This window comes from Nocardia sp. NPDC050793, assembly GCF_040654065.1.
Classification (GTDB): domain Bacteria; phylum Actinomycetota; class Actinomycetes; order Mycobacteriales; family Mycobacteriaceae; genus Nocardia.
On record NZ_JBFAHG010000007.1, the window covers coordinates 242,920 to 268,675 of the forward strand.

At 68.3% G+C, this 25,756-nt stretch carries 21 protein-coding genes and 1 pseudogene; 16 read left to right on the forward strand and 6 right to left on the reverse strand.

All coding sequences use genetic code 11. The annotated features are described in order from the left end of the window. Nucleotides 1-7: 7 nt before the first annotated feature. The gene (locus tag AB0H50_RS24330) at nt 8-1,450 is read right to left on the reverse strand and encodes a form I ribulose bisphosphate carboxylase large subunit (RefSeq protein WP_357456710.1); all 1,443 of its coding nucleotides are present in this window, start codon (nt 1,448-1,450) and stop codon (nt 8-10) included. Between the two features lie 126 nt (nt 1,451-1,576). On the opposite strand from AB0H50_RS24330, the gene AB0H50_RS24335 reads away from it, so the two are divergent. Beyond that, a complete protein-coding gene (locus AB0H50_RS24335; protein WP_357456978.1) occupies nt 1,577-2,446 on the forward strand; it encodes a LysR family transcriptional regulator in 870 nt (289 codons plus the stop codon). A 3-nt stretch (nt 2,447-2,449) separates the two neighbouring features. Here the strand turns inward: AB0H50_RS24335 and AB0H50_RS24340 are convergent, their stop codons facing one another. The 3 genes from AB0H50_RS24340 to AB0H50_RS24350 are packed head-to-tail and all read right to left on the reverse strand — an operon-like array spanning nt 2,450 to nt 5,784. After that, nucleotides 2,450-3,742, reverse strand: coding sequence for an FHA domain-containing protein (locus AB0H50_RS24340; RefSeq protein WP_357456712.1), 1,293 nt, complete (start codon nt 3,740-3,742; stop codon nt 2,450-2,452). 53 nt (nt 3,743-3,795) lie between these two features. Further along, complete coding sequence (locus AB0H50_RS24345; protein WP_357456714.1) at nt 3,796-4,239, reverse strand: hypothetical protein; 444 nt, start codon at nt 4,237-4,239, stop codon at nt 3,796-3,798. Between the two features lie 3 nt (nt 4,240-4,242). After that, on the reverse strand, nt 4,243-5,784 hold the full coding sequence (locus AB0H50_RS24350) for a hypothetical protein (protein ID WP_357456716.1): 1,542 nt from the start codon (nt 5,782-5,784) through the stop codon (nt 4,243-4,245). 211 nt (nt 5,785-5,995) lie between these two features. Between AB0H50_RS24350 and AB0H50_RS24355 the strand changes: the two genes are divergently transcribed. From AB0H50_RS24355 to nuoN, 15 genes and pseudogenes are all read left to right on the forward strand, one after another. Then, nucleotides 5,996-6,331 (forward strand): hypothetical protein, encoded by a 336-nt coding sequence (locus AB0H50_RS24355; RefSeq protein ID WP_357456980.1) that lies wholly within the window; start codon nt 5,996-5,998, stop codon nt 6,329-6,331. A gap of 489 nt (nt 6,332-6,820) precedes the next feature. Then, nucleotides 6,821-7,201: an NADH-quinone oxidoreductase subunit A gene (locus tag AB0H50_RS24360; protein ID WP_068061544.1), complete on the forward strand. Its 381-nt coding sequence runs from the start codon at nt 6,821-6,823 to the stop codon at nt 7,199-7,201. Between the two features lie 47 nt (nt 7,202-7,248). Further along, on the forward strand, nt 7,249-7,803 hold the full coding sequence (locus AB0H50_RS24365) for an NADH-quinone oxidoreductase subunit B (protein WP_209892550.1): 555 nt from the start codon (nt 7,249-7,251) through the stop codon (nt 7,801-7,803). After that, nucleotides 7,800-8,579, forward strand: coding sequence for an NADH-quinone oxidoreductase subunit C (locus AB0H50_RS24370; protein ID WP_357456717.1), 780 nt, complete (start codon nt 7,800-7,802; stop codon nt 8,577-8,579). The genes AB0H50_RS24365 and AB0H50_RS24370 overlap by 4 nt, the downstream gene beginning before the upstream one ends. 83 nt (nt 8,580-8,662) lie before the next feature. Further along, the gene (locus AB0H50_RS24375; protein ID WP_357456719.1) at nt 8,663-9,961 is read left to right on the forward strand and encodes an NADH-quinone oxidoreductase subunit D; all 1,299 of its coding nucleotides are present in this window, start codon (nt 8,663-8,665) and stop codon (nt 9,959-9,961) included. After that, a complete protein-coding gene (nuoE, locus tag AB0H50_RS24380) occupies nt 9,958-10,668 on the forward strand; it encodes an NADH-quinone oxidoreductase subunit NuoE (protein ID WP_357456721.1) in 711 nt (236 codons plus the stop codon). The genes AB0H50_RS24375 and nuoE overlap by 4 nt, the downstream gene beginning before the upstream one ends. Further along, entirely contained in the window at nt 10,665-11,990 is a 1,326-nt protein-coding gene (gene nuoF, locus AB0H50_RS24385) for an NADH-quinone oxidoreductase subunit NuoF (protein WP_357456722.1), read from the forward strand. Before nuoE ends, nuoF begins: the two co-directional genes overlap by 4 nt. Then, nucleotides 11,987-14,470, forward strand: coding sequence for an NADH-quinone oxidoreductase subunit G (locus AB0H50_RS24390; RefSeq protein WP_357456724.1), 2,484 nt, complete (start codon nt 11,987-11,989; stop codon nt 14,468-14,470). Before nuoF ends, AB0H50_RS24390 begins: the two co-directional genes overlap by 4 nt. Next, nucleotides 14,463-15,766: pseudogene (gene nuoH, locus AB0H50_RS24395) on the forward strand (NADH-quinone oxidoreductase subunit NuoH); the annotation flags it as partial. The gene AB0H50_RS24390 and the pseudogene nuoH, both read left to right, overlap by 8 nt. Nucleotides 15,767-15,782: 16 nt before the next feature. Continuing rightward, nucleotides 15,783-16,337, forward strand: coding sequence for an NADH-quinone oxidoreductase subunit NuoI (gene nuoI / locus AB0H50_RS24400; protein WP_357456982.1), 555 nt, complete (start codon nt 15,783-15,785; stop codon nt 16,335-16,337). 8 nt (nt 16,338-16,345) lie between these two features. Continuing rightward, nucleotides 16,346-17,179 carry an NADH-quinone oxidoreductase subunit J gene (locus tag AB0H50_RS24405; protein WP_357456984.1) on the forward strand — a complete coding sequence of 278 codons (834 nt, stop codon included), beginning with the start codon at nt 16,346-16,348 and terminating at the stop codon, nt 17,177-17,179. Beyond that, on the forward strand, nt 17,176-17,475 hold the full coding sequence (gene nuoK, locus AB0H50_RS24410; RefSeq protein ID WP_036536861.1) for an NADH-quinone oxidoreductase subunit NuoK: 300 nt from the start codon (nt 17,176-17,178) through the stop codon (nt 17,473-17,475). The genes AB0H50_RS24405 and nuoK overlap by 4 nt, the downstream gene beginning before the upstream one ends. A 1-nt stretch (nt 17,476) precedes the next feature. After that, nucleotides 17,477-19,363: an NADH-quinone oxidoreductase subunit L gene (gene nuoL, locus AB0H50_RS24415; protein WP_357456726.1), complete on the forward strand. Its 1,887-nt coding sequence runs from the start codon at nt 17,477-17,479 to the stop codon at nt 19,361-19,363. Continuing rightward, nucleotides 19,360-20,982 (forward strand): NADH-quinone oxidoreductase subunit M, encoded by a 1,623-nt coding sequence (locus AB0H50_RS24420; protein ID WP_357456728.1) that lies wholly within the window; start codon nt 19,360-19,362, stop codon nt 20,980-20,982. Before nuoL ends, AB0H50_RS24420 begins: the two co-directional genes overlap by 4 nt. Then, nucleotides 20,979-22,598 (forward strand): NADH-quinone oxidoreductase subunit NuoN, encoded by a 1,620-nt coding sequence (nuoN, locus tag AB0H50_RS24425; protein WP_357456730.1) that lies wholly within the window; start codon nt 20,979-20,981, stop codon nt 22,596-22,598. The genes AB0H50_RS24420 and nuoN overlap by 4 nt, the downstream gene beginning before the upstream one ends. Nucleotides 22,599-22,655: 57 nt before the next feature. On the opposite strand, the gene AB0H50_RS24430 is transcribed toward nuoN, so the two are convergent. Together AB0H50_RS24430 and AB0H50_RS24435 are read right to left on the reverse strand one after the other, a co-directional pair. Continuing rightward, entirely contained in the window at nt 22,656-24,308 is a 1,653-nt protein-coding gene (locus tag AB0H50_RS24430) for a hypothetical protein (protein ID WP_357456732.1), read from the reverse strand. Between the two features lie 478 nt (nt 24,309-24,786). Continuing rightward, nucleotides 24,787-25,698 carry a LysR family transcriptional regulator gene (locus AB0H50_RS24435; RefSeq protein ID WP_357456734.1) on the reverse strand — a complete coding sequence of 304 codons (912 nt, stop codon included), beginning with the start codon at nt 25,696-25,698 and terminating at the stop codon, nt 24,787-24,789. Nucleotides 25,699-25,756 lie beyond the last annotated feature (58 nt).

A 25,756-nucleotide genomic window follows, 5' to 3' on the forward strand; every position in this document is an offset into this window, starting at 1 on the left:
ACGCCTTTCAGCGGCTGACCGTCGGCACCGCGTCGGGTGCGTCGGTGGAGGTGTAGTCGAAGGTGACATCGCCCCAGGTCGCCAGCGCGACGTCGAGCGGACGGCAGATCTCGGCCGCCTTGCGCAGCACGTCCGGCCCTTCCTTCAGCAGATCGCGGCCCTCGTTGCGCGCCTTCACCACGGCTTCCAGCGCCACCCGGTTGGCCTCGGCGCCCGCCGCGATGCCGAGCGGATGGCCGATGGTGCCGCCGCCGAATTGCAGCACCACGTCGTCGCCGAACAGGTCGAGCAGCTGGTGCATCTGGCCGGCGTGGATGCCGCCGGAGGCCACCGGCATCACGCCGGGCAGGCTGGCCCAGTCCTGATCGAAGAAGATGCCGTTGCGCGGCTCGGTACGAATGTGGTTCTCCCGCAACGTATCGTAGAACCCCTTGGTGGTCGCCGGGTCGCCCTCCAGCTTGCCGACCACGGTGCCCGCGTGCAGGTGATCGACGCCGATGAGCCTGCACCACTTGGCCAGGACGCGGAAGCTCACGCCGTGCGTCTTCTGCCGGGTGAAGGTGGCGTGGCCTGCGCGGTGCAGGTGCAGCAGCACGCCGTTGCGTCGTGCCCAGTGCGACATGGACTGCATCGCCGTGTAGCCGACCGTCAGATCCATCATGATGACCACGCTGCCGAGTTCCTTGGCGAACTCGGCCCGCTCGTACATCTGCTCCATGGTGGCCGCGGTGACGTTGAGGTAGTGGCCCTTGATCTCGCCGGTCTCGCACATGGCGCGGTTCACGCCCTCCATGGCGAACAGGTACCTGTCGCGCCACCGCATGAACGGCTGCGAGTTGATGTTCTCGTCGTCCTTGGTGAAATCGAGTCCGCCCTTGCACGCCTCGTAGACCACCCGGCCGTAATTGCGTGCGGAGAGCCCCAATTTCGGCTTCACCGTCGCGCCGAGCAACGGCCTGCCGTATTTGTTGAGATATTCGCGCTCCATCACCGTGCCGTGCGGCGGGCCCTGGAAGGTCTTGACATACGCCACCGGAATCCGCATGTCCTCCAACCGCAGTGCGAGCAACGGTTTGAAACCGAACACATTCCCGATGACCGAGGAGGTGAGATTCGTGATCGAGCCCTCCTCGAACAAATCGATGTCGTAGGCGATGTAGGCGAAGTACTCCCCCGGCCTGCCAGGCACCTCGTCGATCCGGTAGCACTTGGCCTGATACCGCGAATGCGCGGTGAGCCGGTCCGTCCACACCACCGTCCAAGTGGCCGTTGACGATTCGCCCGCCACCGCGGCCGCGGCCTCGATCGGATCGACGCCGCGCTGCGGCGTCACCCGGAACACGGCAAGCACATCGGTGTCCGACGGCTGGTAGTCCGGTGCGTAATATCCCATCGACGCGTACGACTGGACGCCCGGATCCCATCGATCCCGTTCGGTCTCTTCGGCCATCGTTCCTCCTGGAGCGTTGTGCGCCTTGCGAATTCCAGGATGACCGGGCCACCGACCACAAACAATTTGAATGTTTCTGGTAATACTCAACGTTTTCATCGGGTTTGTTACCGTCGGTAGGTGGGTATGGTGAGCGCGGCGCGGATGGAAACATTCCTGGTCGTCGCCCGCCAAGGCAGCATCCGGCGCGCGGCGACCCAGCTGCACGTCACCGAGTCGGCGGTGTCGGCCGCGGTCGCCCACATCGAGAAACAGCTCGGCGCCAAGCTCGTGAGGAAGGCGGGCCGTGGTATCGCGCTCACCGAGGCGGGCCGCGTCTACGCCGAATACTGCCGCAGCATCCTCGGACTCATGAAAGAGGCGCACGCCGCCGTGCGGCAGGCCGAGATCGGACGTCTGCGCATCGGCGTGGTGGCCACCGCGGGCGAATCGGTGCTGCTGCGGCCGCTGGCCAAGTTCCGCAACCGTTATCCCGACATCGAGCTGAGCCTGAGCATCCATCCGCGCGACGTCCTGTTCGTCGAATTGCAGCACCACGAAACGGATCTCGTCATCGCGGGCAGGCCGCCGCGGGACACGGGCCTGGTCACCCGCGCCCGCCGCGCCAGCCAGCTCGTCGTCGTCGGCGCGCCCGACCGCTGCCGCGACCCGCTGCGCTCCACCTGGCTGCTGCGCGGACGCGGTTCCGGCACCCGCGACGCCACCCTCGCCTTGCTCGACCAACTCCAGATCACCCCGCCCACCCTCACCCTCGGCTCGCACGGCGCGGTCCTCGCCGCTGCCCGAGAAGGCCTCGGCGTCACCCTGATCCACAACGACGCCGTCGAACACCACGTCGAATCCGGCGCACTGTGCGTGCTACCCGTGGACGGAACCCCCCTCGACCGCCCCTGGCACGCCATCACCACCCGCACCCCCACTCCCACGACCCTGCTGTTCCTCGCGCACATCATGGACCGCGCCGAGGTCGGCGAAGACGCCTTCCACCCCGGCTGACCCTCACACCTGCCCGTGCTGGGAGTCGAAGGTGGCGGTGCGGCCGCCCAGGAGGATCTGCGCGCCGGGTTGGAGGACCATCGGGTGGCCGGGGAGTGCGCGGGTCCAGTCCTGGCCCGGTTGACGGATGTGAGTGCCGTTGGCGGAGCCGCTGTCCACCACGGTGACATCCCAGTCCTTCAAACGGATCTCGGCGTGGGTGCGGGACATGCCCCCGGAGGCGTCGTCCACCCGGATCGGGCGGGCGCCGCGGCGGACCGCCTCGGAGTGGTCGGGTTCGCGACCGAGAACACAGTCGGAGTCGAGGATGTAGGAGGTGCCGTCGTCGAGCAGCAGCAGGCCCAGCGGCGGGCGAACGCCGTCGGTGAGGACGCAGGTGAGCTGATCCATCCGGATGCCGCAGACCGCGCAGAACGAGACGCGGGGATCGTTGTGGTGCTGGCGAGCGCACTTGTAGCCCTTGACGATCGCCTGCCCCGGCGACGCCGCCGACCCTCGACCCGAGGGCGGCACGGTTTCGCGGCGGGGTTCCGAGACCGTCCGCCCGCGCGTGCCGTCGATCGGTCCGGAACCGTGATGGTCGGACGCCGCGGTGGACGCTCGCGGCACCGCGATATCGTCGCCGACCGACGCGCTCGGCGCCACGGTCTCCTCGATATCGATCTCCGCGGTCGGCGGCGCCGCACGGTTCGGCGGCAGCTCCGGCTGGGCACGGTCGGCACGGGGATGCGCCGAGGACCGATCTCGTTTCACCACGGGCACTTTCCGCACCGGCTGCCCGTACCAGAGCACCGCCCCCGAGCCCGGAACGGCACCCGCTGCCAACGTGCACAGTCCGCGAATCCCCGGCAGCTCGCTCGCCGAATCCGCCTCGTCCACGAACAATCCCGCCCCGATCGCGGGCGCGGGAATCACCACCCGGTCGACGGTGAAACCGGCGTCGCTGCCACGCAGCACCTCCGAACGGTCCCCGACAGTCAGCACCGCGCTGACCCCACCGTGCAGGAAGATCGCCAGCCCGCTGGCGCACGGGGTGAGCACACCGAACTCGACGGCGTCCTCGTCGTCGAGACCCATCAGCCAGGTGGTGGCAAGGCGTGCGAACATGCGCCCGGTGCGCGTGTTCTCCTTGGCGGCCGCCTCGTCGACCAGACCGCACAGCGCGGTCAACGCCGCACCGGCCGCCGTGTCCTCGGTCGCCGTCACGTCGTGCCGATTGGCCACCACGACGACCACACCGTCGCGGCACGCCACCAGATGTGTGCCGGGGAGCACCTCGACCTGCGGATCCGTCACCGCCACCCTCCTTCGCGGCGCCCCGGCCCGGTTCGGACCGGCGCGCCGCCCCCTCACAGGAACCTGCCTCCGTTGTACCGCCAGCGGTGGAAGAACAACCGGATCGGCCCGTTCACGAAGAGCCAGAACACGATCCAGGTGACCACGAAGTGGATCACGAACGCCGCCGCCGAAGGCCGCAGATGCTCGGGCAGCACGATCGTGGTGGTGCGCAGCAGGAGCCAGATCAGCAGCCCCTCGTTCACGATCGTCAGCAGCCCGAACAACGTCGGCCAGTCCTTCTCCCATCGGAATTGCTGGAGAAAGTGGTACAGCAGCTCCCAGAACACGCCGACCAGGATCACCGCGAGCAGCACCGACAGTGTCACCCGATAGGACTGGCCGATCGAGAGCGGTCCGGTCGGCAGCAGCGGCGTGATGAACAGCGCCACCAGCAGGCCGAGCGCACCGAGCACGAACACACGGGTCTGGATTCGCCCGTTCAATGTGGGAGTCATCGGTCAGATCTTCTTGTCGTTGACCCACAGCCACCACTGCCGCGCCGAGCGCAGCGGGCCGAGGCGCGGGCAGAATCCGAGCGCGGCGAGGTCGTCCGCCATTTCCAGTGCGGCGTATTGCAGGCCGAGAAATGAGTCGACGCCCGCGTAGTAGCCGCCTAGCGTCGCGCTGCCCGCGGCATACATCCGCCCCGCACCGCTGCGGGCGCCGATCAGCTCGAACGTGCGATCCACGTCCAGCCTGCCCACCGGGTTGCGCCCGGCGCCCGCGTGATCGAGCAGGTCGGCGAGCAGCCGGTGTTCGCGGATGTCGGCCTCGAGGCCGGTGCAGTCGATGATGTAGTCGGCGTGGGTGTCGAACGGTTGCGCCGGCGGCCGAAAAGGCAACGGCGCCTGCGCGTCCGGCTCGATGGTCGTCACCACGCCCGGCCTGCCCTCTGCGGGGCGCAGATCACGGGCACTGCCCGCCATCACCTGGTACCAGCCTTGCGCGCGGCCGCGCTTCAGTTGCTCCTGCCAGCTCTTGCGCACGGGAGTGTTGGTGCCGCCGAGCACCTTGTACAGCGCGGCGCGCTCCTCCCCCTCCAGTCCGCGCAGCTTGGCTTTGAGCTGTCCGCCCCAGGCGCCCTTCGGCCAGTTGAATCCCTGATAGGCCCAACCATCGGCGCCCTTGCGGCGCATGAACACGCTCGGCCCGTGGGGTCCGGCGACGTAGGTGCGGAACAGATGCAGAATCTGGGTGTTGAGCCGGTGCTTGTCGCGATCGTCGATCAATCGCTGCAACACGCGGCTGGCGACGATCCCGGCGCCGCGGAGCATGACCGTTCCCGGTCTTCGCTGCAACGCCTGATACACGTGCTCGTGCGGTTCGTAGGCGTTCACCACGCGGGTGGGATCGCGGAAGCGTTCGCGGTAATCCTGTAGATCGGGCAGCAACCGCAGACCCGGATAGCCGACGGCCACATGCACATACGTGCTGCGAAAGGCCACCCGCTTGGTCGGCGTCGCGCCGTCGGGCGGCGTCAGGATCGTGTAGTAGCCGCCGCCGTGGCGCTTGCGCACCATCCGGACCTGCCCCTTGTGCAGCGAGCGCGCGTAGTCGACGCGGTGGTACTCGCGCTCCATCGCGGTGAACACCTGCCCGGCGCGCGGCGTGTAGTAGTTGGTGAGAATCGGCTCGGTGAGCACGTTCCACAGCGGCGCCAGCGACTTCTCGGCAATCGCCTCGCGCACCGCGTACGACGGGAAGCCCCAGATGTTCTCGGGGGTGCTGCCGGAATCGCTGCGCAGTCGCTCGCCGCGCGGAATCTGCGACACCCTGGTCAGGTACTCGTATCCGGACCACGGCACGTCCTGCGGACCGAGCACCGCGATCGACCGGGCGGGCACGCCGTAGATCCGGAGAGTGTCGAAGGCGACGAACGACCCGATTCCACTGCCGATCGTCACGAAAGGTACGTCGATGACCGGTATCCCGGCCTGGCCAAGCATGTCGTCGGTCCAGATGTCGGTGTCGACGAGGACCGGGGTGAGATCTCCCCGCATTCGCCGGATGGTACCGCCAAATTCTTATGGGGTGCTTGCGATTACCCAGTCCTCGTATAGCTGGTTCGCGGCGACGCGCACATCGATCTGCGCGAACCTGCCACGGCGCGGACCGTACCGGACGTACCATCCCTGCGTGGCCGACGCGACTCGTTCTACCCCGCTGCGGGTGCTGGTCTACAGCAACGACGCCGATACCCGGCGCCAAGTGATGCTGGCGCTGGGCAGACACCCGCACCCCGAGCTACCCGACCTCGACTATCTCGAGGTGGCCACCGCACCGGTGGTGATCGAGCGGATGGACGAGGGCGGCATCGACCTCGCCATCCTCGACGGCGAATCGACGCCAGCGGGCGGGCTCGGCATCGCCAAGCAGCTCAAGGACGAGATCGAGCAGTGCCCTCCGGTGCTGGTGCTCACCGGTCGCCCTGACGACGCCTGGCTGGCAACTTGGTCGCGGGCCGAGGCGGCGGTCGCGCATCCGATCGATCCGATCCGGCTCACCGAGGCCGTTGTCACGCTGCTCCGCAACCGCACCGCCGCCTGATCAATAGGCGAACGTCATCATCGGGTTGCCGGACTGCGGGCACCCACAGCTGGCGACCGATTAGCAATCGTCACCAATAGCGTCAGGCAATCACCGCGGGCGCGAGATCATCGCGAGCTACTCATCGGCACTGTCGATACTCTTCGGTAGCTTTGCTGTGCCCGCGCGGCTGGGATGACATCCCGGTTCGTCACGTGACGACCATCCCGATTACCCCACATCAGTCATAAATCGTAGTTCTGAATTCGATCAAACATTCGGGGTCAAAGGGGTCGCGGTCAGTCGTATCAGTTGTAGGCTGTGCCGTAGCTCACATGGGCGAGAGCGCAGGTATGAGACCGGTTGTATCCGATCTCCCTGGCGCACGGCCCGCCGAGCGAGGCCATGGGGCGAGTCTGGCCAAGGCGGACAACGACGTCAGCCCGCCTCGGAAGCTGCCACCAGCCGCCGTCGAGGGAGCCCCGGGCTCGCAGGAGGGGAAGTGCAGTCGTGAACATGGAGTTGCCGACCCTGGTGCTCGGCGCGGTCGCCGCGGCATTCGCGGTCTTTTCCATCCTCTTGGCCGCCCTGATCGGGCCGAAACGCTACAACAGGGCCAAGCTGGAGGCCTACGAGTGCGGCATCGAGCCCACTCCGCACGCCGTCGCGGGCGGGCCGGGAAACGTTACCGGACAGCGCTTTCCGGTGAAGTACTACCTCACCGCCATGCTGTTCATCATCTTCGACATCGAGATCGTGTTCCTCTACCCGTGGGCTGTCCACTTCGATGCGCTCGGTGTCTTCGGTCTCGCCGCGATGGCGCTGTTCATTTTCAACGTCTCGGTCGCCTACGCCTACGAGTGGCGCCGCGGCGGACTCAGTTGGGACTGATCGCCACCAGGTTTCACCCGCACAGTGGAAGTGAGAGTTAGTCGGAAATGGGTCTCGAGGAAAAACTGCCCAGCGGCTTCTTGCTGAGCACGGTGGAGGATTTCGCCGGATATCTGCGCAAGGGCTCGCTGTGGCCTGCCACCTTCGGCCTCGCCTGCTGCGCCATCGAGATGATGGCCACCGGCGCAGGACGATTCGACATCGCCCGCTTCGGTATGGAGGCCTTCCGCGCCTCGCCGAGACAGGCGGATCTGATGATCGTCGCGGGCCGGGTCAGCCAGAAGATGGCGCCGGTGCTCCGGCAGGTGTACGACCAGATGACCGAGCCGAAATGGGTGCTCGCCATGGGCGTCTGCGCCTCCTCCGGCGGCATGTTCAACAACTACGCCATCGTGCAGGGCGTCGACCACGTGGTGCCGGTCGACATCTACCTGCCCGGCTGCCCACCGCGCCCGGAAATGCTGCTCAACGCGATTCTGGCACTGCACGCGAAGATTCAGGAGATGCCGCTCGGCGTCAACCGCGAAGAGGCGATTCGCGCCGCCGAGCAGGCGGCTCTCGCGTCGACGCCGACCATTCGGATGGAGGGTCTGCTGCGATGACCTTCGACTCCCCCGAGAACACGGAAGCCAGCACACCCCAGTCGGAGATCGACGCCGCCGCGACCGCGGGACCCGAGGGCACGCTGCCGTCGGCAGCCGAACCCGAGCCCGCGGGCGAGGAGGTCATCGGCGTGCGCCGCGGCATGTTCGGGACCTCCGGCACCGGCGACACCTCCGGTTACGGTCGCCTTGTCCGTCCCGTCACGCTCCCCGGCAGCACGCCTGCGCCCTACGGCGGCTACTTCGACGAGGTCGTCGACGCGCTGCGGACCGCGCTGGCAGCCACCGGAACCTCCTTCGAGACCGCGATCGAGAAGATCGTCGTCTTCCGCGGCGAACTCACCCTGCACGTGCGAAGGGAGCATCTGCCGCGCGTCGCGCAGGCGTTGCGCGACGACGCCGCACTGCGTTTCGAACTGTGCCTCGGCGTCAACGGCGTGCACTACCCGCACGACACCGGCCGCGAACTGCACGCGGTGTACCACCTGATGTCGGTCACCCACAGTCGCAGGCTGCGCATCGAGGCCTCGGCGCCCGACGCCGATCCGCACATCCCCTCCCTGTACCCGGTGTACCCGACCACCGATTGGCACGAGCGGGAGACCTACGACTTCTTCGGCATCCTCTTCGACGGTCACCCGTCGCTGACCCGCATCGCCATGCCCGACGACTGGCGTGGCCACCCCCAGCGCAAGGACTACCCGCTCGGCGGGATCCCGGTCGAATACAAGGGCGCGCGCATCCCGCCGCCCGACGAGCGGAGGGCGTACAGCTAGTGAACGACATCGATACTCAGCCCGGCGTCGACACCACTGACTCCGGGCGTGAACCCGCTGCTGACCGAAAGCGGGAGCACGTCATGAACCCATCGGAGCCGACCGTCGTCACCGTCGCCGGTCAGGACTGGGACACCGTCACCGAAGCCCTCGACGGCGCAGGCGAAGAACGCATCGTCGTCAACATGGGTCCCCAGCATCCGTCCACACACGGGGTGCTGCGCATCATCCTGGAAATCGAGGGCGAGACCGTCACCGAGGCCCGCTGCGGCATCGGATACCTGCACACCGGCATCGAGAAGAATCTCGAGTTCCGCAACTGGATGCAGGGCGTCACCTTCGTGACCCGGATGGACTACCTGTCCCCGTTCTTCAACGAGACGGCGTACTGCCTCGGCGTGGAAAAGCTGCTCGACGTCACCGAGCAGATTCCCGAGCGCGCCACGGTCATCCGAGTGCTGCTGATGGAGCTCAACCGGATCTCCTCGCACCTGGTCGCGCTGGCCACCGGCGGCATGGAACTGGGCGCGCTCACCCCGATGCTGTTCGGGTTCCGGGAGCGCGAACTCATCCTGGACGTCTTCGAGACCATCACGGGTCTGCGGATGAACCACGCCTACATCCGCCCCGGCGGCCTGGCTCAGGACCTACCAGAGGACGGCGTCACCAAGGTCCGCGAGCTACTGGCGCTGCTGCCGAAACGCCTGCGCGACATGGAGCATCTGCTCACCCAGAACCCCATCTGGAAGGCACGCACCCAGGACATCGGCTACCTCGACCTGACCGGATGCATGGCCCTCGGCATCACCGGCCCGGTGCTGCGCGCCACCGGCCTGCCGCTGGACCTGCGCAAGGCGCAGCCCTACTGCGGTTACGAGAACTACGAATTCGACGTCCCCACCACCACCGGCTGTGACGCCTACGGCCGCTACCTGATCCGGGTGGAGGAGATGAAGGAATCGCTCAAGATCGTCGAACAGTGCCTGGACCGGCTGCGGCCTGGACCGGTGATGATCGAGGACAAGAAGCTGGCCTGGCCCGCCGATCTGCAACTGGGCCCCGACGGACTCGGCAACTCCCCCAAGCACATCGGCCGCATCATGGGCACGTCGATGGAGGGCCTCATCCACCACTTCAAACTGGTCACCGAAGGCATTCGGGTGCCTGCGGGCCAGGTGTACATCGCGGTCGAATCGCCACGCGGCGAGCTCGGCGTGCACATGGTCAGCGACGGCGGCACCCGGCCCTACCGCGTGCACTACCGCGATCCCTCGTTCACGAATCTGCAAGCGGTGGCGGCGATGTGCGAGGGCGGCATGGTCGCCGACGTCATCGCCTCCGTCGCCAGCATCGACCCGGTGATGGGTGGTGTCGACCGATGACCGAAATCCTGCTGAAGCTCTCCGCGCGGCCCGAGCCCTTCCCGCCCTACGTGCGCGAGCGGCTGGAGACCGACGCGGCGGCGATCATCGCCCGCTACCCGCAGCCGCGCTCGGCACTGCTGCCGCTGCTGCACCTGGTACAGGCCGAGGAGGGGCACGTCTCGGGCACCGGCATAGATTTCTGCGCCGACCAACTGGGGCTCACCGGCGCGGAGGTGACCGCGGTGGCCACCTTCTACTCCATGTTCCGGCGCACCCCCACCGGCGACTACCACGTCGGCGTGTGCACCAACACGCTCTGCGCGGTCATGGGCGGCGACGCGATCCTGGCCGCGCTGGAGACCCACCTCGGCCTGCGCCACGGCGAGACCACCGACGACGGGTCGATCACCCTCGAACACATCGAGTGCAACGCCGCCTGCGATTTCGCGCCGGTCGTGATGGTGAACTGGGAGTTCTTCGACAACCAGACGCCGGAATCGGCCCGCGCTCTGGTCGACGCGCTGCGCGCCGGACAGCAGGTGACCCCGACCCGCGGCGCGCCGCTGTGCACGTTCCGGGAGACCGCGCGAATCCTGGCGGGCTTCCCCGACGAACGTCCCGGCGTTCTCGACGGCGCGGCAGGTGAAGCGACCGTCGCCGGCCTGCGGGTGGCCAACAACCTCGAGATGCACGCGCCGCGGCCGAACGGGGAGGAGCTGCGATGACCGCACTGACACCGGTGCTCACCAAGCACTGGGACGACCCGCAGTCCTGGACCATCAGCACCTATCGCAGGCACAACGGCTACCAGGCGCTGCGCAAGGCGTTGCGCATGGAGCCGGACCAGGTCATCCAGACGGTCAAGGACGCCGGACTGCGGGGCCGCGGCGGCGCTGGCTTCCCGACCGGCATGAAGTGGAGCTTCATCCCGCAGGGTCCCGGCCCCGACGGCACGGTGAAACCGCACTACCTGGTGGTCAACGCCGACGAGTCGGAACCCGGTACCTGCAAAGACATTCCGCTCATGCTGGCCAGTCCGCACGCGCTGATCGAGGGCGTGATCATCGCCGCCTACGCCATCCGCGCCGCGACCGCCTTCATCTACGTGCGCGGCGAAGTGGTGCCGGTGCTGCGCCGGTTGCAGGCCGCGGTGGCGCAGGCGTACGAGGCGGGCTATCTGGGCCGCGACATCCTCGGTTCCGGCTACGACCTGGATCTGATCGTGCACGCGGGCGCGGGCGCCTACATCTGCGGCGAGGAGACCGCGCTGCTGGACTCCCTGGAAGGGCGCCGCGGCCAGCCCAGATTGCGCCCCCCGTTCCCCGCCGTCGCCGGCCTGTACGCCTGCCCGACGGTGGTCAACAACGTGGAGTCGATCGCCAGCGTGCCGCCCATCATCCTCAACGGAACGAGCTGGTTCCGCTCCATGGGCAGCGAGAAATCGCCCGGCTTCACCCTGTATTCGCTGTCCGGCCACGTGGCAAGGCCCGGCCAATACGAGGCGCCGCTCGGCATCACGCTGCGTGAGCTGCTCGACTACGCGGGCGGCGTGCGCGTGGGCCACCGGGTGAAGTTCTGGACGCCGGGCGGCTCGTCCACCCCGCTGTTCACCGAGGAGCACCTGGACGTGCCGCTCGACTACGAGGGCGTCATGGGCGCCGGATCCATGTTGGGCACCAAGGCTTTACAGATCTTCGACGACACCACCTGCGTGGTGCGCGCGGTGCTGCGCTGGACCGAGTTCTACGCCCACGAGTCCTGCGGCAAATGCACCCCCTGCCGGGAGGGCACCTACTGGCTCGTCCAGCTGCTGAAGCGAGTGGAGGAGGGTCGCGGCACCGAATCGGACCTGGACAAGCTGCTCGACATCAGCGACAGCATCAACGGCAAATCGTTCTGCGCGCTCGGCGACGGCGCGGCCAGCCCGATTCTCTCCTCGCTGAAGCACTTCCGCGACGAGTACATCGAACATCTGCGCTCGGGCGGCTGTCCGTTCGATCCCGCGCGCTCGACGGCATGGGCCGAGGCAGGAGAAGAGGCACGATGACGGCGACTGTGAGCAGCAATACCAGCGGGCTGACGCCCGCCGATCTCGTCACCGTCGTCATCGACGGCACGGCCGTGAGCGTGCCCGCGGGGACCTTGGTGATCCGAGCCGCGGAACTGATCGGCATTCAGATTCCGCGCTTCTGCGACCATCCGCTGCTGGAACCGGTCGGCGCCTGCCGCCAATGCCTGGTCGAGGTGGAAGGCCAGCGCAAGCCGGTCGCGTCCTGCACCCAGACCGTGGCCGACGGCATGATCGTGCGCACCCAGCTCACCTCGCCCGCCGCCGAGCGCGCGCAGGAAGGGGTGATGGAGCTACTGCTGATCAACCATCCCCTGGACTGCCCGGTCTGCGACAAGGGCGGCGAGTGTCCGCTGCAGAACCAGGCCATGTCCTCCGGCCGCCCGGAGACCCGGTTCGACGGCGTGAAACGGACGTACCCCAAGCCGATTCCGTTGTCCACGGCCGTGCTGCTCGACCGGGAACGCTGCGTGCTGTGCGCCCGCTGCACCCGGTTCTCCCAGCAGGTCGCGGGCGACCCGTTCATCGAGCTGATGGACCGCGGCGCGCTCGAACAAGTCGGCACCGCCCAGGCCGAGCCGTTCGACTCCTACTTCTCCGGCAACGCGGTGCAGATCTGCCCGGTCGGCGCGCTCACCGGCACCAGCTACCGGTTCCGCGCCCGGCCCTTCGATCTGGTGTCGAGCCCCAGCGTGTGCGAGCACTGCGCCTCGGGCTGCGCGCAGCGCACCGATCACCGCCGCGGCAAAGTACTGCGCAGACTCGCGGGCGACGACCCGCAGGTCAACGAGGAATGGAACTGCGACAAGGGACGCTGGGCCTTCGCCTACGCCACCGAGCGCGACCGCCTCACCACCCCGCTGGTACGCGGCTGGGACGGCAACCTGCATCCCGCGTCCTGGTCCGAAGCACTCGCCGCGGCCGCCGAGGGCCTGGCCGCGGCGCACGGCAGCGCCGGTGTGCTCGTGGGCGGACGGGTGACCGAGGAGGACGCCTACGCCTACTCGAAGTTCGCGCGAATCGCACTGGGCACCAACGACATCGACTTCCGGACCCGCGCCCACTCGGCGGAGGAGGCCGATTTCCTCGCGGCCAGGGTGGCGGGCCAGGGCGTCACCGTCGACTACGACCGCCTGGAGCGGGCGTCGATCGTGCTGCTCGTCGGCTTCGAGCCGGAGGAAGAATCCCCGATCGTCTACCTGCGGCTGCGCAAGGCCGCCCGCAAGAGCGGCCTGCCCGTCTACTCGCTGGCGCCGTACGCCTCGCGCGGGCTGGAACGCGTGTCGGGCACGCTGATCCCGGCCGTGCCCGGGGCCGAGCCACACCTCATGGAGGCGCTGCGCACGGGCGAGATCCCGTTCGGCGGCCCGGGATTCGAGGCCGTGGTCGCAACGGCGGGACTGCTGCGCACGCCCGGCGCGGTGATCATGATCGGCGAGCGCATGGCGGGTGTGCCCGGCGCGCTGTCGGCCGCCGTCCGGTTGGCCGAGGAGACGGGTGCCGCACTGGCGTGGGTGCCGCGGCGCGCCGGCGAGCGCGGCGCGGTCGAAGCGGGTGCGCTTCCCGGCCTGCTGCCCGGCGGGCGACCGGTGGCGGATCCCTCCGCCAGGCAACAGGTTCGCACGATCTGGAACGTGGACGAACTGCCGGTGACCGCAGGGCGCGACACCGCGGCCATCCTGGACGCCGCGCCCACACTCGGCGCGCTGGTCGTCGGCGGCGTCGACATCGCCGATCTGCCTGACCCGAACGCCGCGCTCACCGCCATCGACGCGGCTCGGTTCGTGGTCAGCCTGGAGTTGCGGCACAGCGCGGTCACCGAGCGCGCCGACGTGGTCTTCCCGGTGGCCACGGCCATGGAGAAGTCCGGCACCTTCCGCACCTGGGAGGGCAGGCCACGCCGGTTCGACGCCGCGCTCGGTGAATCCACCGTGCGCCGCACCGCCGCCCAGCTCTCCGATCAGCGGGTGCTGCAGGCCATCGCCGACGAGATGGGCGTGCGCCTCGGCCTGCCGGACACCGCGGCGGCTCGCGCCGAGCTCGCGGAGCTCGGTGCCTGGAACGGCCAACCCGTCGCGCCGCCCGCGCACCGGCCGCATCCGATCACCCAGCCCAGGCAGGGCACCGCGGTGCTGGCGAGCTGGCGCATGCTGCTCGACCGGGGTCGGATGCAGGACGGCGAGCCGAATCTGGCGGGTGTCGCCCGTCCTCCGGTGATCCGGCTCTCGCCCGCCACCGCCGCCGAAATCGGTGCGGCCGACGACGATCCGGTCACCGTCGGCTCCGAGCGCGGCACGCTCACGCTGCCGCTGCTCATCACCGAGATGCCCGACCGGGTGGTGTGGCTGCCGCTGAATTCGCCCGGCAGCTCGGTGCCCGAACAACTGGCCACCCAGCCGGGCGGCGTCGTACAGGTACGCCGCGCCGACGAGAGGATGAAGGAACACCGCCATGAGTGATCCCGCTCTGTTCGTCCCCTCCGTGGCTACGCAAGCTACCGCCTCCGGGCCTGACACGCTCGCGGTCTTCGGCCACGATCCCCTGTGGCTCGTCATCGCGAAATCCGTGGCGATCTTCGTCTTCCTGTTGCTCACCCCGATGATCGCGGTGCTGGCCGAACGAAAGATCGTGGCGCGCATGCAGATGCGCGTCGGCCCGAACCGGGTCGGCCCCAAAGGCTCGCTGCAGAGCATCGCCGACGGCGTGAAGATGGCACTCAAAGAGGACATCGTCCCCGCCATCGTGGACAAACCGATCTACATCCTGGCGCCGATCATCGCGGCCATCCCGGCCTTCATGGCCTTCGCGGTGATCCCGTTCGGCGGTGAGGTCTCCATCCTCGGCGAGCGCACCGCGCTGCAACTGACCGATTTGCCGGTCGGCGTGCTGTACATCCTCGCCATCACCTCGATCGGCGTGTACGGCATCGTGCTTGCGGGCTGGGCGTCCGGCTCGACCTACCCGCTGCTCGGCGGCCTGCGTTCGACGGCGCAGGTGATCTCCTACGAGATCGCGATGGCGCTGTGCTTCGCCGCGGTGTTCCTGCACGCGGGCACCATGGCCACCTCCGGCATCGTCGCCGCCCAGTACGGCACCTGGTACGTCTTCCTGCTGTTGCCCTCGTTCCTGATCTACTGCGTGTCGATGGTCGGCGAGACCAACCGTGCCCCATTCGACCTCCCCGAGGCCGAGGGCGAACTGGTCGGCGGCTTCCACACCGAGTACTCCTCGCTCAAGTTCGCCATGTTCATGCTGGCCGAATACGTCAACATGGCAACGGTTTCGGCGCTCGCGACCACGCTGTTCCTCGGCGGCTGGCACGCGCCGTGGCCGATCAACATGTGGCCGGGCGCGAACACGGGCTGGTGGGGCCTGCTGTGGTTCACCGCGAAGGTGTGGACATTCCTGTTCGTGTTCATCTGGCTGCGCGGCACACTGCCCCGGCTGCGCTACGACCAGTTCATGAGTCTGGGCTGGAAACTGCTCATTCCGGTGTCGCTGCTGTGGGTGATGCTCGTCGCCGCGGCGCAGGCGCTCGACGCCGAGGGCTTCGCCTGGGCGACCGCCGCCATGATCGTCGCGGGCCTGCTGATCACCGCCATGATGATCGGCATGTTCCTGCGGGCAGGGCGCCGCCCCGGCGCCGCCCCCTTGGTCGACGAGCCCGCGGCGGACGAGCACGCGCCGAGCGGCCACGGCGTCTTCCTCGGCTTCCCGACACCGCCGCTGCCGGCCGACGTCCGCCACGTCGACGCGACGAAAGGCCATCCGCTGGAACCACTTTCGGGTTTCGCGGTGACGGCGCTCACCATGTTCAAGAAGCCGAACACCGAGTTCTATCCGGAGCACAAGGTGCCGACCGCGCCCCGCTATCACGGTCGCCACCAGCTCAACCGCCACCCCGACGGGCTCGAGAAGTGCATCGGCTGCGAACTGTGCGCCTGGGCCTGCCCCGCCGACGCGATCTACGTCGAAGGCGCCGACAACACCGAGGCCGAACGCTTCTCCCCCGGCGAACGCTACGGCCGCGTCTACCAGATCAACTACCTGCGCTGCATCGGCTGCGGCCTGTGCATCGAGGCCTGCCCCACCAGGGCGCTCACCATGACCAACGAGTACGAGCTCGCCGACGACAACCGGGCCGACCTCATCTACGAGAAGGACCGGCTGCTCGCGCCGCTGGAACCGGGCATGACCGCACCGCCGCACGCCATGCACCCCGGCACGACCGAGGGCGACTACTACCGCGGCACCGTCCCCGGCGCGGCCACCGAAACCGACGAGAAGCAGCCCGCGACAGCAGGCGCGGAAGGAGAGGCGCGGTGACGATACTGATGGCCGCCGAGCCACTGACCCGCACATCCACCGGTGAGGCCGTGCAGTTCTGGATACTGGCCCCGCTCGCCGTACTCGGCGCGCTCGGCATGGTGTTCGCGGCCAAGGCCGTGCACTCCGCGATCTGCCTTGCCGCCACCATGATCACGCTGGCCGTGCTCTACATCGCCCAGGATGCGCTGTTCCTCGGCGTGGTGCAGATCGTGGTCTACACCGGCGCCGTGATGATGCTGTTCCTGTTCGTGCTCATGCTGGTGGGCGTCGACTCCGCGGAATCGCTGAAGGAAACCCTGCGCGGCCAGCGTTTCGCCGCCGCCGCGGTGGGACTCGGCTTCGGCATCCTGTTCGTCACCGGCATCGCCACCGGCGTCCGCAACTCCGGAATCCGCTTCCCCGCCACGGGTTTCGCCGGACGCGACGTGATCGGCGAACTCGCCGAGCTGATCTTCGTCCGATACGTGTGGGCCTTCGAGCTCACCGGCGCGCTGCTCATCACCGCCACCATCGGCGCCATGGTGCTCGCGCACCGGGAACGCTTCGGCCCGCGGATGGATCAGCGCGAACTGTCCCGCAGGCGGTTCCGTGACGGCACGAGCCGCGCCACCCCGCTGCCGACGCCCGGCGTCTACGCCAGGCACAACGCCGTGGACATCCCCGCCCGGCTGCCGGACGGCTCGTTCGAGGAGCTGTCGGTCAGCACCATCCTGCGGCACCGCCGCACCAGGGCGCTGACCGAGGCGGCCGTCATCTCGGTCGGCTCCGGCTCCGGCTCCGGCTCCGGCGACGCGAAGACCAACGGCCACGACCACGCCGACGAGGAAGGCACCCGGTGAACCCCGAGAACTATCTGTTCCTGTCCGCCCTGCTGTTCACGATCGGCGCGGCCGGAGTGCTGTTGCGGCGCAACGCGATCGTGGTGTTCATGTGCATCGAGCTGATGCTCAACGCGGTGAACCTCGCGTTCGTCACCTTCGCCAGGATGCACGCGAACCTGGACGGCCAGGTGTTCGCGTTCTTCACGATGGTGGTCGCCGCGGCCGAGGTGGTCGTCGGCCTGGCCATCATCATGACCATCTTCCGCGCCCGCCGTTCGACCTCGGTCGACGACGCCAACCTGCTGAAGTTCTGACGTGGATACCGCGATCCTGACGCTGCTGCCCACGCTGCCGCTGGCCGGGGCCGTCGTACTGCTGCTCCTCGGGCGCACCGCCGACAAGTGGGGCCATCTGCTCGGCTGCCTTGCCGCGCTGGCCTCCTTCGGCGTGGCCGTGTGGGCGTTCGTCGTCATGCTCGGGCGGGAGAGCGCCGAGCGAGCCGTGCACGCCGACCTGTTCAGCTGGGCGCCGGTGACCGGTCTCCAGGTGGACTTCGGTCTCCAGATCGACCAGCTGTCCGTGTGTTTCGCGCTGCTGATCACCGGGGTCGGCTCGCTGATCCACCTGTACTCGATCGGGTACATGAGCCACGATCCGGATCGGCGACGGTTCTTCGCCTACCTCAACCTGTTCCTCGCGGCGATGCTGCTGCTGGTGCTGGCGAACAACTACCTGGTGCTCTACCTCGGCTGGGAGGGCGTCGGCCTGGCCTCCTACCTGCTGATCGGCTTCTGGTACGAAAAGCCTTCCGCCGCAACGGCCGCCAAGAAGGCCTTCGTGGTGAACCGGGTCGGCGACATGGGCCTGGCGCTGGCCATGATGGCGATGTTCGCCACCTTCGGCTCGATCGGCTTCGCCGAAGTCTTCGCCGCCGCGCCGGGCGCGAGCGAGGGCACGCTCACCGTGATCGGCCTGTTCCTGCTGCTGGCCGCCTGCGGCAAGTCCGCGCAGGTGCCGCTGCAGTCCTGGCTCGGTGACGCGATGGAGGGCCCGACGCCGGTGTCGGCCCTCATCCACGCCGCCACCATGGTCACCGCGGGCGTCTACCTGATCGCGCGGTCCAACGCGATCTTCGATCTCGCGCCGAATGCCCAACTGGCGGTGGTGCTCGTCGGCGCGGTGACACTGCTGTTCGGCGCGATCGTCGGCTGCGCCAAGGACGACATCAAGAAGGCGCTGGCCGCGTCCACCATGAGCCAGATCGGGTACATGGTCCTCGCCGCCGGCCTCGGCCCCGCGGGCTACGCCTTCGCGATCATGCACCTGCTCACCCACGGTTTCTTCAAGGCGGGACTCTTCCTCGGCGCGGGTTCGGTGATGCACGCGATGGACGACGAAGTCGATATGCGCCACTACGGCGGACTACGCAAGCTGCTCCCGGTCACCTACATCACCTTCGGGATCGGCTACCTCGCCATCATCGGCGTGCCACCGTTCGCGGGCTTCTTCTCCAAGGACAAGATCATCGAGGTGGCCTTCGGCGAGGGCGGCACCGCCGGTCTTGCGCTCGGCACGGTCGCCCTGCTGGGTGCCGGACTCACCGCGTTCTACATGACGCGAGTGATGCTGATGACCTTCTTCGGCGAGCGCCGGTGGAAGCCCGACACCCATCCGCACGAAGCGCCGATCGTCATGACCGGCCCGATGATCCTGCTGGCCATCGGCTCACTCGCCTCCGGCCTGGTCTTCGTGTTCGGCAACGCGCTGGTGAACTGGTTGGAACCGGTGGTCGGCGCGCACCACGGCGAGGAGGTCGTGCCCGCAGGCGTGGTCACCGCCCTCGCGCTCGGCGTCGTCGTGGTCGGCGTCGCCGTCGCCTACAACCAGTACGCGCAACGTGAGATCCCGGAGACCGCGCCGGAGGACGTGTCCGTGCTGACCGTCGCCGCCCGCAACGATCTCTACGGCGACGCGGTCAACGAGGGCGTGTTCATGCGGCCCGGCCAGCACCTCACCCGGTCGCTGGTATTCGTCGACAACCGCGGCATCGACGGGATCGTCAACGGCACGGCCGCGCTGATCGGCGGGCTCTCGGCCCGCGTCCGCCGGGTCCAGTCCGGATTCGTGCGTTCCTACGCCCTGTCCATGTTCACCGGCGCGGCCCTGGTGGCCGCCGCCCTGCTGGCGGTGAGGATCTGGTGACTACCTATCCCTGGTTGACCACCCTCTGGCTGCTTCCGGTCGTCGGCGCGGTCGTGGTGCTGACGTTGCCCGCGACGCGGCGGGTACTGGCACGCAGTGTGGCACTGACCTTTTCGGCGGCCGCGCTGGTGCTGGCCGGCGTGCTCGCGGCCCGTTTCGAGCCCGGCGGCGAGCAGTACCAGTTCGTCGAATCGCACGAGTGGATCCCCGCGTTCGGCGCCGGATACACCCTCGGCCTCGACGGCATCGCGCTGGTGCTGGTGCTGCTCACCACCGGGCTGGTGCCGTTGCTGATCCTGGCGGGCTGGCACGACGACCGCGCGGCCGGCTCGGGCAGGCGGGTGGCGCACACCTATATGGCGCTGATCCTGCTCGTCGAGGCGATGGTGCTGGTCTCCTTCGTGGCGCTGGACATCCTGCTGTTCTACGTGTTCTTCGAGGCCATGCTCATCCCGATGTACTTCCTCATCGGCGGCTTCGGGCCGCGGACGGCGGATGTGCAGCTGCGCCAGCAGCGCTCGCGGGCGGCGGTGAAGTTCCTGCTGTACAACCTGTTCGGCGGACTGATCATGCTGGCCGCGGTGATCGGCCTCTACGTGGTGACGGCGCGCGAGGGTCTCGGCGCGGACGGTGCGGGCACGTTCGACTTCCGTACCGTGGTCACCGCCGCCAACTCCGGTGAGCTCGGCGCGGGTCCCGCGGTGCTGAACGCGCTGTTCCTCGGGTTCATGTTCGCCTTCGCCGTGAAGGCGCCGCTCTGGCCGCTGCACACCTGGCTGCCCGACGCCGCGGTCGCCGCCACACCGTCCAGCGCCGTGCTGATGATGGCGGTGGTCGACAAGGTGGGCACCTTCGGCATGCTGCGCTACTGCCTGCTGCTGTTCCCCGACGCGTCGGGAACCTATGCGCCGCTGGTGATCACGCTCGCGGTGGTCGGCATCGTCTACGGTGCGCTGCTGGCGATCGGCCAGACCGACGTGATGCGGCTGATCGCCTACACCTCGATCTCCCACTTCGGCTTCATCATCCTCGGCATCTTCGCCATGACCAGCCAGGGGCAGACCGGCGCCACGCTCTACATGGTCAACCACGGCATCTCCACCGCCGCGCTGTTCTTGATCGCCGGATTCCTCGTCTCGCGGCGCGGCACCCGGGTCATCGCCGAGTACGGCGGCGTGCAGAAGGTGGCGCCGGTGCTCGCCGGAACGTTCCTGATCGCCGGTCTTGCGACGCTGTCGCTGCCTGGCCTGGCTCCCTTCGTCAGCGAATTCCTGGTTCTGATCGGCACTTTCACCCGCTACCAGGTGGCCGCGATCGTCGCGGTCAGCGCGCTGGTGCTCGCCGCGGTCTACATGCTCTGGCTCTACCAGCGGATGATGACCGGCCCGGTCAGGAAGGGCAACGAGAACCTCTACGATCTGGTGCCCCGTGAGCTGGCCGTCGTCGCGCCGCTCATCGCGGCGCTGCTGTTCCTCGGCCTCTATCCGAAACCGGTGCTGGACTTCATCGATCCGGCGGTGAGCCAGACCCTGACCACCATCGGCCGCCACGATCCCGCGCCTACGGTTCCGGCGCCCGAGGCAGGCGCGGCGAATCTTCAGGAAGGCGGGCACAAGTGACCACGCACCCGATCCCCCTCGCCGCGACCGTGGCCACGCCGAGCGTCGAATACGGCTTGCTCGCACCAATGCTCATCGTGTTCGGTGTCGCGGTCACCGCGGTGCTGGTGGAGGCGTTCGTCGCGCGCCGGTACCGCTACGGCACCCAGGTGATATTGAGCCTGGCCGGTCTTGCCGCCGCCCTGGCGGCCGTCGTCCGTTTGGCGGGCACGGAGTCCACCGCGATTGCAGGCGCCGTGGCGATCGACGGTGTGACGCTGTTCCTGCAGGGCACCATCCTGGTGGTGTCGATCCTCGGGGTGCTGTTCATCGCGGAACGCGGTGCGCAACCGCGCGCGCAGGCGCGATCGGGGCCGGGCACCTGGAGCCTGGCCGCGGCGACCGTGGGGCGCGGCACGGACGCGTTCACGCCGCAGGCCTCGGCGGTCCCGGGCAGCGCCCACGAGCGGGCCGCGATCCGCGCGGGCATCGCCACCACCGAGGTCTTCCCGCTCACGCTGCTCGCGGTCGGCGGCCTGATGCTCTTCCCCGCCTCGAACGATCTGCTGACCATGTTCGTCGCGCTGGAGGTACTGTCGCTCCCGCTGTACCTGTTGTGCGGGCTGGCGCGGCGCAAGCGGCTGCTCTCCCAGGAGGCGGCACTGAAATACTTCCTGCTCGGGGCGTTTTCGTCGGCGTTCTTCCTCTACGGCGTCGCGCTGCTGTACGGCCAGGCGGGGACGGTGCGGCTGGCCGGAATCGCCGATGCGATCGCCGCGCATCCGTCCGAGGCGATGCTCGCGCTGCTCGGACTGGCGATGCTGGCGGTCGGGCTGCTGTTCAAGATCGGCGCGGTCCCGTTCCAGTCCTGGGTTCCCGACGTCTATCAGGGCGCACCGACGCCGATCACCGCGTTCATGGCGGCCGCGACCAAGATCGCGGCGGTCGGCGCCATGCTGCGCATCCTGCAGATCGCGGTGCCGGGGTTGCGGGACGACTGGCGGCCGGTGCTCGCGGCGGTCGCGATCGCGACGATGGTCGTCGGCGCGGTGCTCGCGGTGACCCAGACCGACGTGAAGCGGATGCTGGCGTACTCGTCGGTGGCGCATGCCGGTTTCCTCATTGTCGGCCTGGTCGCCGCCAACGACGCGGGCATCGCGGCGGTGCTGTTCTATCTGGTCGCCTATGGCTTGGGCACCCTCGGCGCGTTCGCGGTGGTGAGCCTGGTCCGCGAGACCGACGGCGAGGAGGCGACGGCGCTGGCGCGGTGGTCCGGGCTCGGCCGCCGTTCCCCGTGGCTGGGCGCGGTGTTCGCGCTGCTGCTGCTCTCCTTCGCCGGTCTGCCGCTCACCAGCGGGTTCGTCAGCAAGTTCGCCGTATTCGAGGCGGCCGCGTCCGGCGACGCCGTCACGCTGGTGATCATCGGCGTCCTCGCGAGTGCCATCGCGGCGTTCTTCTACATCCGAGTGATCGTGCTGATGTTCTTCACCGATCCCCCGGCCGACGCCCCGGTGGTGATCACTCCCCCGCTCACCCAGGCGATCGTGCTGCTCACCGCCGCGGCGACCATCGTGCTCGGTCTGTTGCCGCAGCCGCTGCTCGATCTCGCCGAGCAGGCGTCGACTCTCGTGCGCTGACCTCGTCCAACGCGTGGGGCCCTGGCCGAATGATCGGCCGGGGCCCCTTCTTGTGCGCTACTTGTCGAGTTTCGCCCGGAACGGACCGCCGATGCCGTTGAACAGCAGATCGCCGTTCGGGAACGCCTCGATGATCGCGTAGGCGCCGTTGCCGTAGTTCGACGGCCCGAAGATGGTGCGGTGCACGGTCTCTCCGGTCTTCCAGTCCAGGCCGGTGACCTCCCAGCCGTCGGCCTCGCTGTAGCCGTTGACGAATACGATGCCGGCCTGGGTCGATACCGCGGGAACCATGGACGTGGACACCACGTCGCCGCGCTCCCACGCCGAGGTCCACTTGTCCGCGGCCGGGTCCCATTCGAAGCGCTGCATGCCGTGCGGCGGTTCGTCGACCGGGCCGTTGGCCATGACGTCGACGAGCCGGTCGGGTTCGCCACCCGCGCCGATGTTCTGCACGACGAACGCTCCGTAGTCGCGCACCACCACGGACTGCTCGCTCTGGATGAACTCGGGCTTCGGCTCCGGCAGGCCCGCCGTCACCTCGATCTGGTCGGCGATGCGGTTCGACTTCGCGCTCGCCTTCGGCTGGAAACCTTCGGGAATCTCGTTGCGCCAGAACGCGACCAGCTTCATGTGATCGGCGCCGTCGGTGATCACCACGAGTTCGTCGCTGTCGTCACCGAATCCCATGAGGGTGGGCGTGGAACCGCTACCGATGCCGAATTTCACCGCGGGCGGCTGGCGGCCGAAGTCGTATGCCGCGGACCAGGCGCCATCGCCCTCGTCGGTGGACAGCTTGGAGCCGGTCCACACGACCTTGCGCATCAGCTTGTCGGAGGCGACATAGATGCCGCCCTTGTCGTCGACGGCGATCGAGTTGGAGACCGTCTCGTCGTCACCGAAGCGGACCTGCTGCGGTGGTCCCGCCAGTTCGCGATCGATGGCGAGCAGGCCGCGTGAGGAGACAACGATGAGATGGCCGTCGTAGGTCATGTTGACGCCCACGATGCTCTCGGGAATGCCGAGCGAGGTGGTTCCCGCCCCGAGCAGCGGCTTGAAGTCGAAGCGCTCGACGATCTCGATGCCTTCTTCGGGTTTGTCGTTGTTCTTCAGTCCGAAGACGAGGAGTTCGGAGTTCTGGGTGGTGTAGTAGACGCGATTGTCCTTGTCCACCAAGCCGTAGACGCCGTTGGCGATGCGCTGCCAGGTCGCGCCGTCCCAGTCGTCGCGGATGGCGTTCTGGATCTGGGCGGTATCGGTGAACGTCTGATCGAGCACCTGGTCCAGTGCCTGTGTCGGGATGGGTTGCACTCCGGGCGCGTCCATGGCGGCGACCTCGCGGAAGCCGCGGTCGGAGACGTCCACGTACCGCACGCCGGAGCTCGACGAGACCCACATGTACTTCTCCGACGTCGAGGCCAGGGTGATGATGTTGACCGGGCCGGCGGGTACGCGCGGCATCTGCTGGGGGTCGACCCGGAACGTGCCTCTCGGCACGGGATCGGCGAAGCTGTCGGACTGGCCGGAGTCCAAGTGGGTGACCGCGTATTTCTCCGCGGCCAGGTACGGGTTCTTCGCCGGACCGCGTGCCGTGGAGTTCGCGGCAGGACTCGGGTCCGACGATTCGGACGAATCGTTGCCACACCCAGGTACCGCACAGGCCACGGCCACGGCCAGGACCGCGATGCCGATGGACGATCGATGCTTGCTCACAGCAGTGCTCCTGTTCTCGCGACGGGTACTGCGTTCGAAATCGAGCTGACGAACGAACCGTCGACCGCAACACCGCCGACGGCGACCAGCGGAACCACACGAACTGAAACAAGATGCCTTCGGGCTTTCGCGACGCTAACACGCCGCGCGCCGCAACAAGATCACTTCTGCGCAGTGCACGTGCGGACCTCGGGCTCGGCCAGGCCGACCCGCCACGGTGCCCAGCTCACAGCAGGAAGTGCTGACCCCGACCGCTCGCGGCGCCGATGCCCTGACTGGCCTGAGCCTCGCGGTCACCGAGGCCGAGCGTGGCCTCGACCTGACGACCTACGCGGGTCGAGTTGGAGCGGTTCTGTCACCTCGATGACGAGGACTGCAAGCTGATCGCAGTGCGTCGCCGCGACAGCAACCGTCGGCGGCAGACACCGGCCGCTGTGCGATCCGGACGCCGCCGAAGACTGATTGGTTGCTGTGACAATCAGGCGTTTGGTGGTGCAAACAGTGCCTGGACGGTTTCGGTGGCCAGGTCGCGCAGCCAGATATGGGCACGGTCGTCGTCGTAGCGCTGGTGCCACAGCAGGTACAACGGGACATCGGGCAACGGCAGTGGCGGCGCCAGTGTGGTCAGCCCGAGTTGGTCCCGGGCCGCGCGGGTGACCGCGTCGGGAAGGGTCACCACCAGGTCGCTGCCGAGGGCGAGTTGCAGCGCGAAGGCGGCCGTGGGCCCGGCGGCGACGACGCGCCGATCGAGGCCGCGCTCGGTCAGGGCTTCGTCGATCGGGTCGCGCAGGCTTCCGCGCCGCGAAACGGTGAGGTGTTCGGCGGCCGCGTAGCGCTCGAGGCTCATCGGGGTTTCGGTGAGCGGGTGGCCTGGGCGGACGGCGACGACCAGCCGGTCCCTACCGACGAGGCGGTGGCGAATGTCGGGGAGTGTCGGCTGTCTGGAGCTGGATTCGAGGTCGATCTCACCCCGGCGCAGTTCGGGGCCGTCCGTGCGGGGTTCGGCGAACAGGCGCAGCCGGACGCCGGGGGCCTGGTGGTGGACGGCCGTAGTGAGGGCGGTGCCGCAGGCGGCGGTCAGTGCGTCGTGCCAGCGCACGGTGAACACCCGGTCCAGAGCTGCCAGGTCGAGTTCTTGCTCCGCGGACAGAAGGCGGTGTGCCTGCTGCACGAGGGCGTGGACCTCGGCGCGCATGGCCAGCGCGCGCGTGGTGGGGAGCATGCTGCGGCCGGTGCGGACCAGGATCTGGTCACCGGTGGCCTTGCGGATGCGGCCCAGGGAGCGGCTCATCGCCGGTGAGGTGACGTGGAGGCGGGCTGCGGCACCGGCGACACTGCCCTCTTCCAGCAGCGCGTCCAGGGCCGTGAGCAGATTCAAATCCAGTTGCATGGCAGTAAATCTACAAGTGAAAAGCATGCACTTGTTGTTAATCGACCGGCTGCCTACC

Bases quoted from the DNA above. Each gene is read 5' to 3' on its own strand.
- AB0H50_RS24330 (WP_357456710.1), bottom strand. From the start codon at position 1,450: ATGGCCGAAGAGACCGAACGGGATCGATGGGATCCGGGCGTCCAGTCG.
- AB0H50_RS24335 (WP_357456978.1), top strand. From the start codon at position 1,577: ATGGTGAGCGCGGCGCGGATGGAAACATTCCTGGTCGTCGCCCGCCAA.
- AB0H50_RS24345 (WP_357456714.1), bottom strand. From the start codon at position 4,239: ATGACTCCCACATTGAACGGGCGAATCCAGACCCGTGTGTTCGTGCTC.
- AB0H50_RS24350 (WP_357456716.1), bottom strand. From the start codon at position 5,784: ATGCGGGGAGATCTCACCCCGGTCCTCGTCGACACCGACATCTGGACC.
- AB0H50_RS24355 (WP_357456980.1), top strand. From the start codon at position 5,996: ATGCTGGCGCTGGGCAGACACCCGCACCCCGAGCTACCCGACCTCGAC.
- AB0H50_RS24365 (WP_209892550.1), top strand. From the start codon at position 7,249: ATGGGTCTCGAGGAAAAACTGCCCAGCGGCTTCTTGCTGAGCACGGTG.
- AB0H50_RS24370 (WP_357456717.1), top strand. From the start codon at position 7,800: ATGACCTTCGACTCCCCCGAGAACACGGAAGCCAGCACACCCCAGTCG.
- AB0H50_RS24375 (WP_357456719.1), top strand. From the start codon at position 8,663: ATGAACCCATCGGAGCCGACCGTCGTCACCGTCGCCGGTCAGGACTGG.
- nuoE (WP_357456721.1), top strand. From the start codon at position 9,958: ATGACCGAAATCCTGCTGAAGCTCTCCGCGCGGCCCGAGCCCTTCCCG.
- nuoF (WP_357456722.1), top strand. From the start codon at position 10,665: ATGACCGCACTGACACCGGTGCTCACCAAGCACTGGGACGACCCGCAG.
- AB0H50_RS24390 (WP_357456724.1), top strand. From the start codon at position 11,987: ATGACGGCGACTGTGAGCAGCAATACCAGCGGGCTGACGCCCGCCGAT.
- AB0H50_RS24405 (WP_357456984.1), top strand. From the start codon at position 16,346: ATGGCCGCCGAGCCACTGACCCGCACATCCACCGGTGAGGCCGTGCAG.
- AB0H50_RS24435 (WP_357456734.1), bottom strand. From the start codon at position 25,698: ATGCAACTGGATTTGAATCTGCTCACGGCCCTGGACGCGCTGCTGGAA.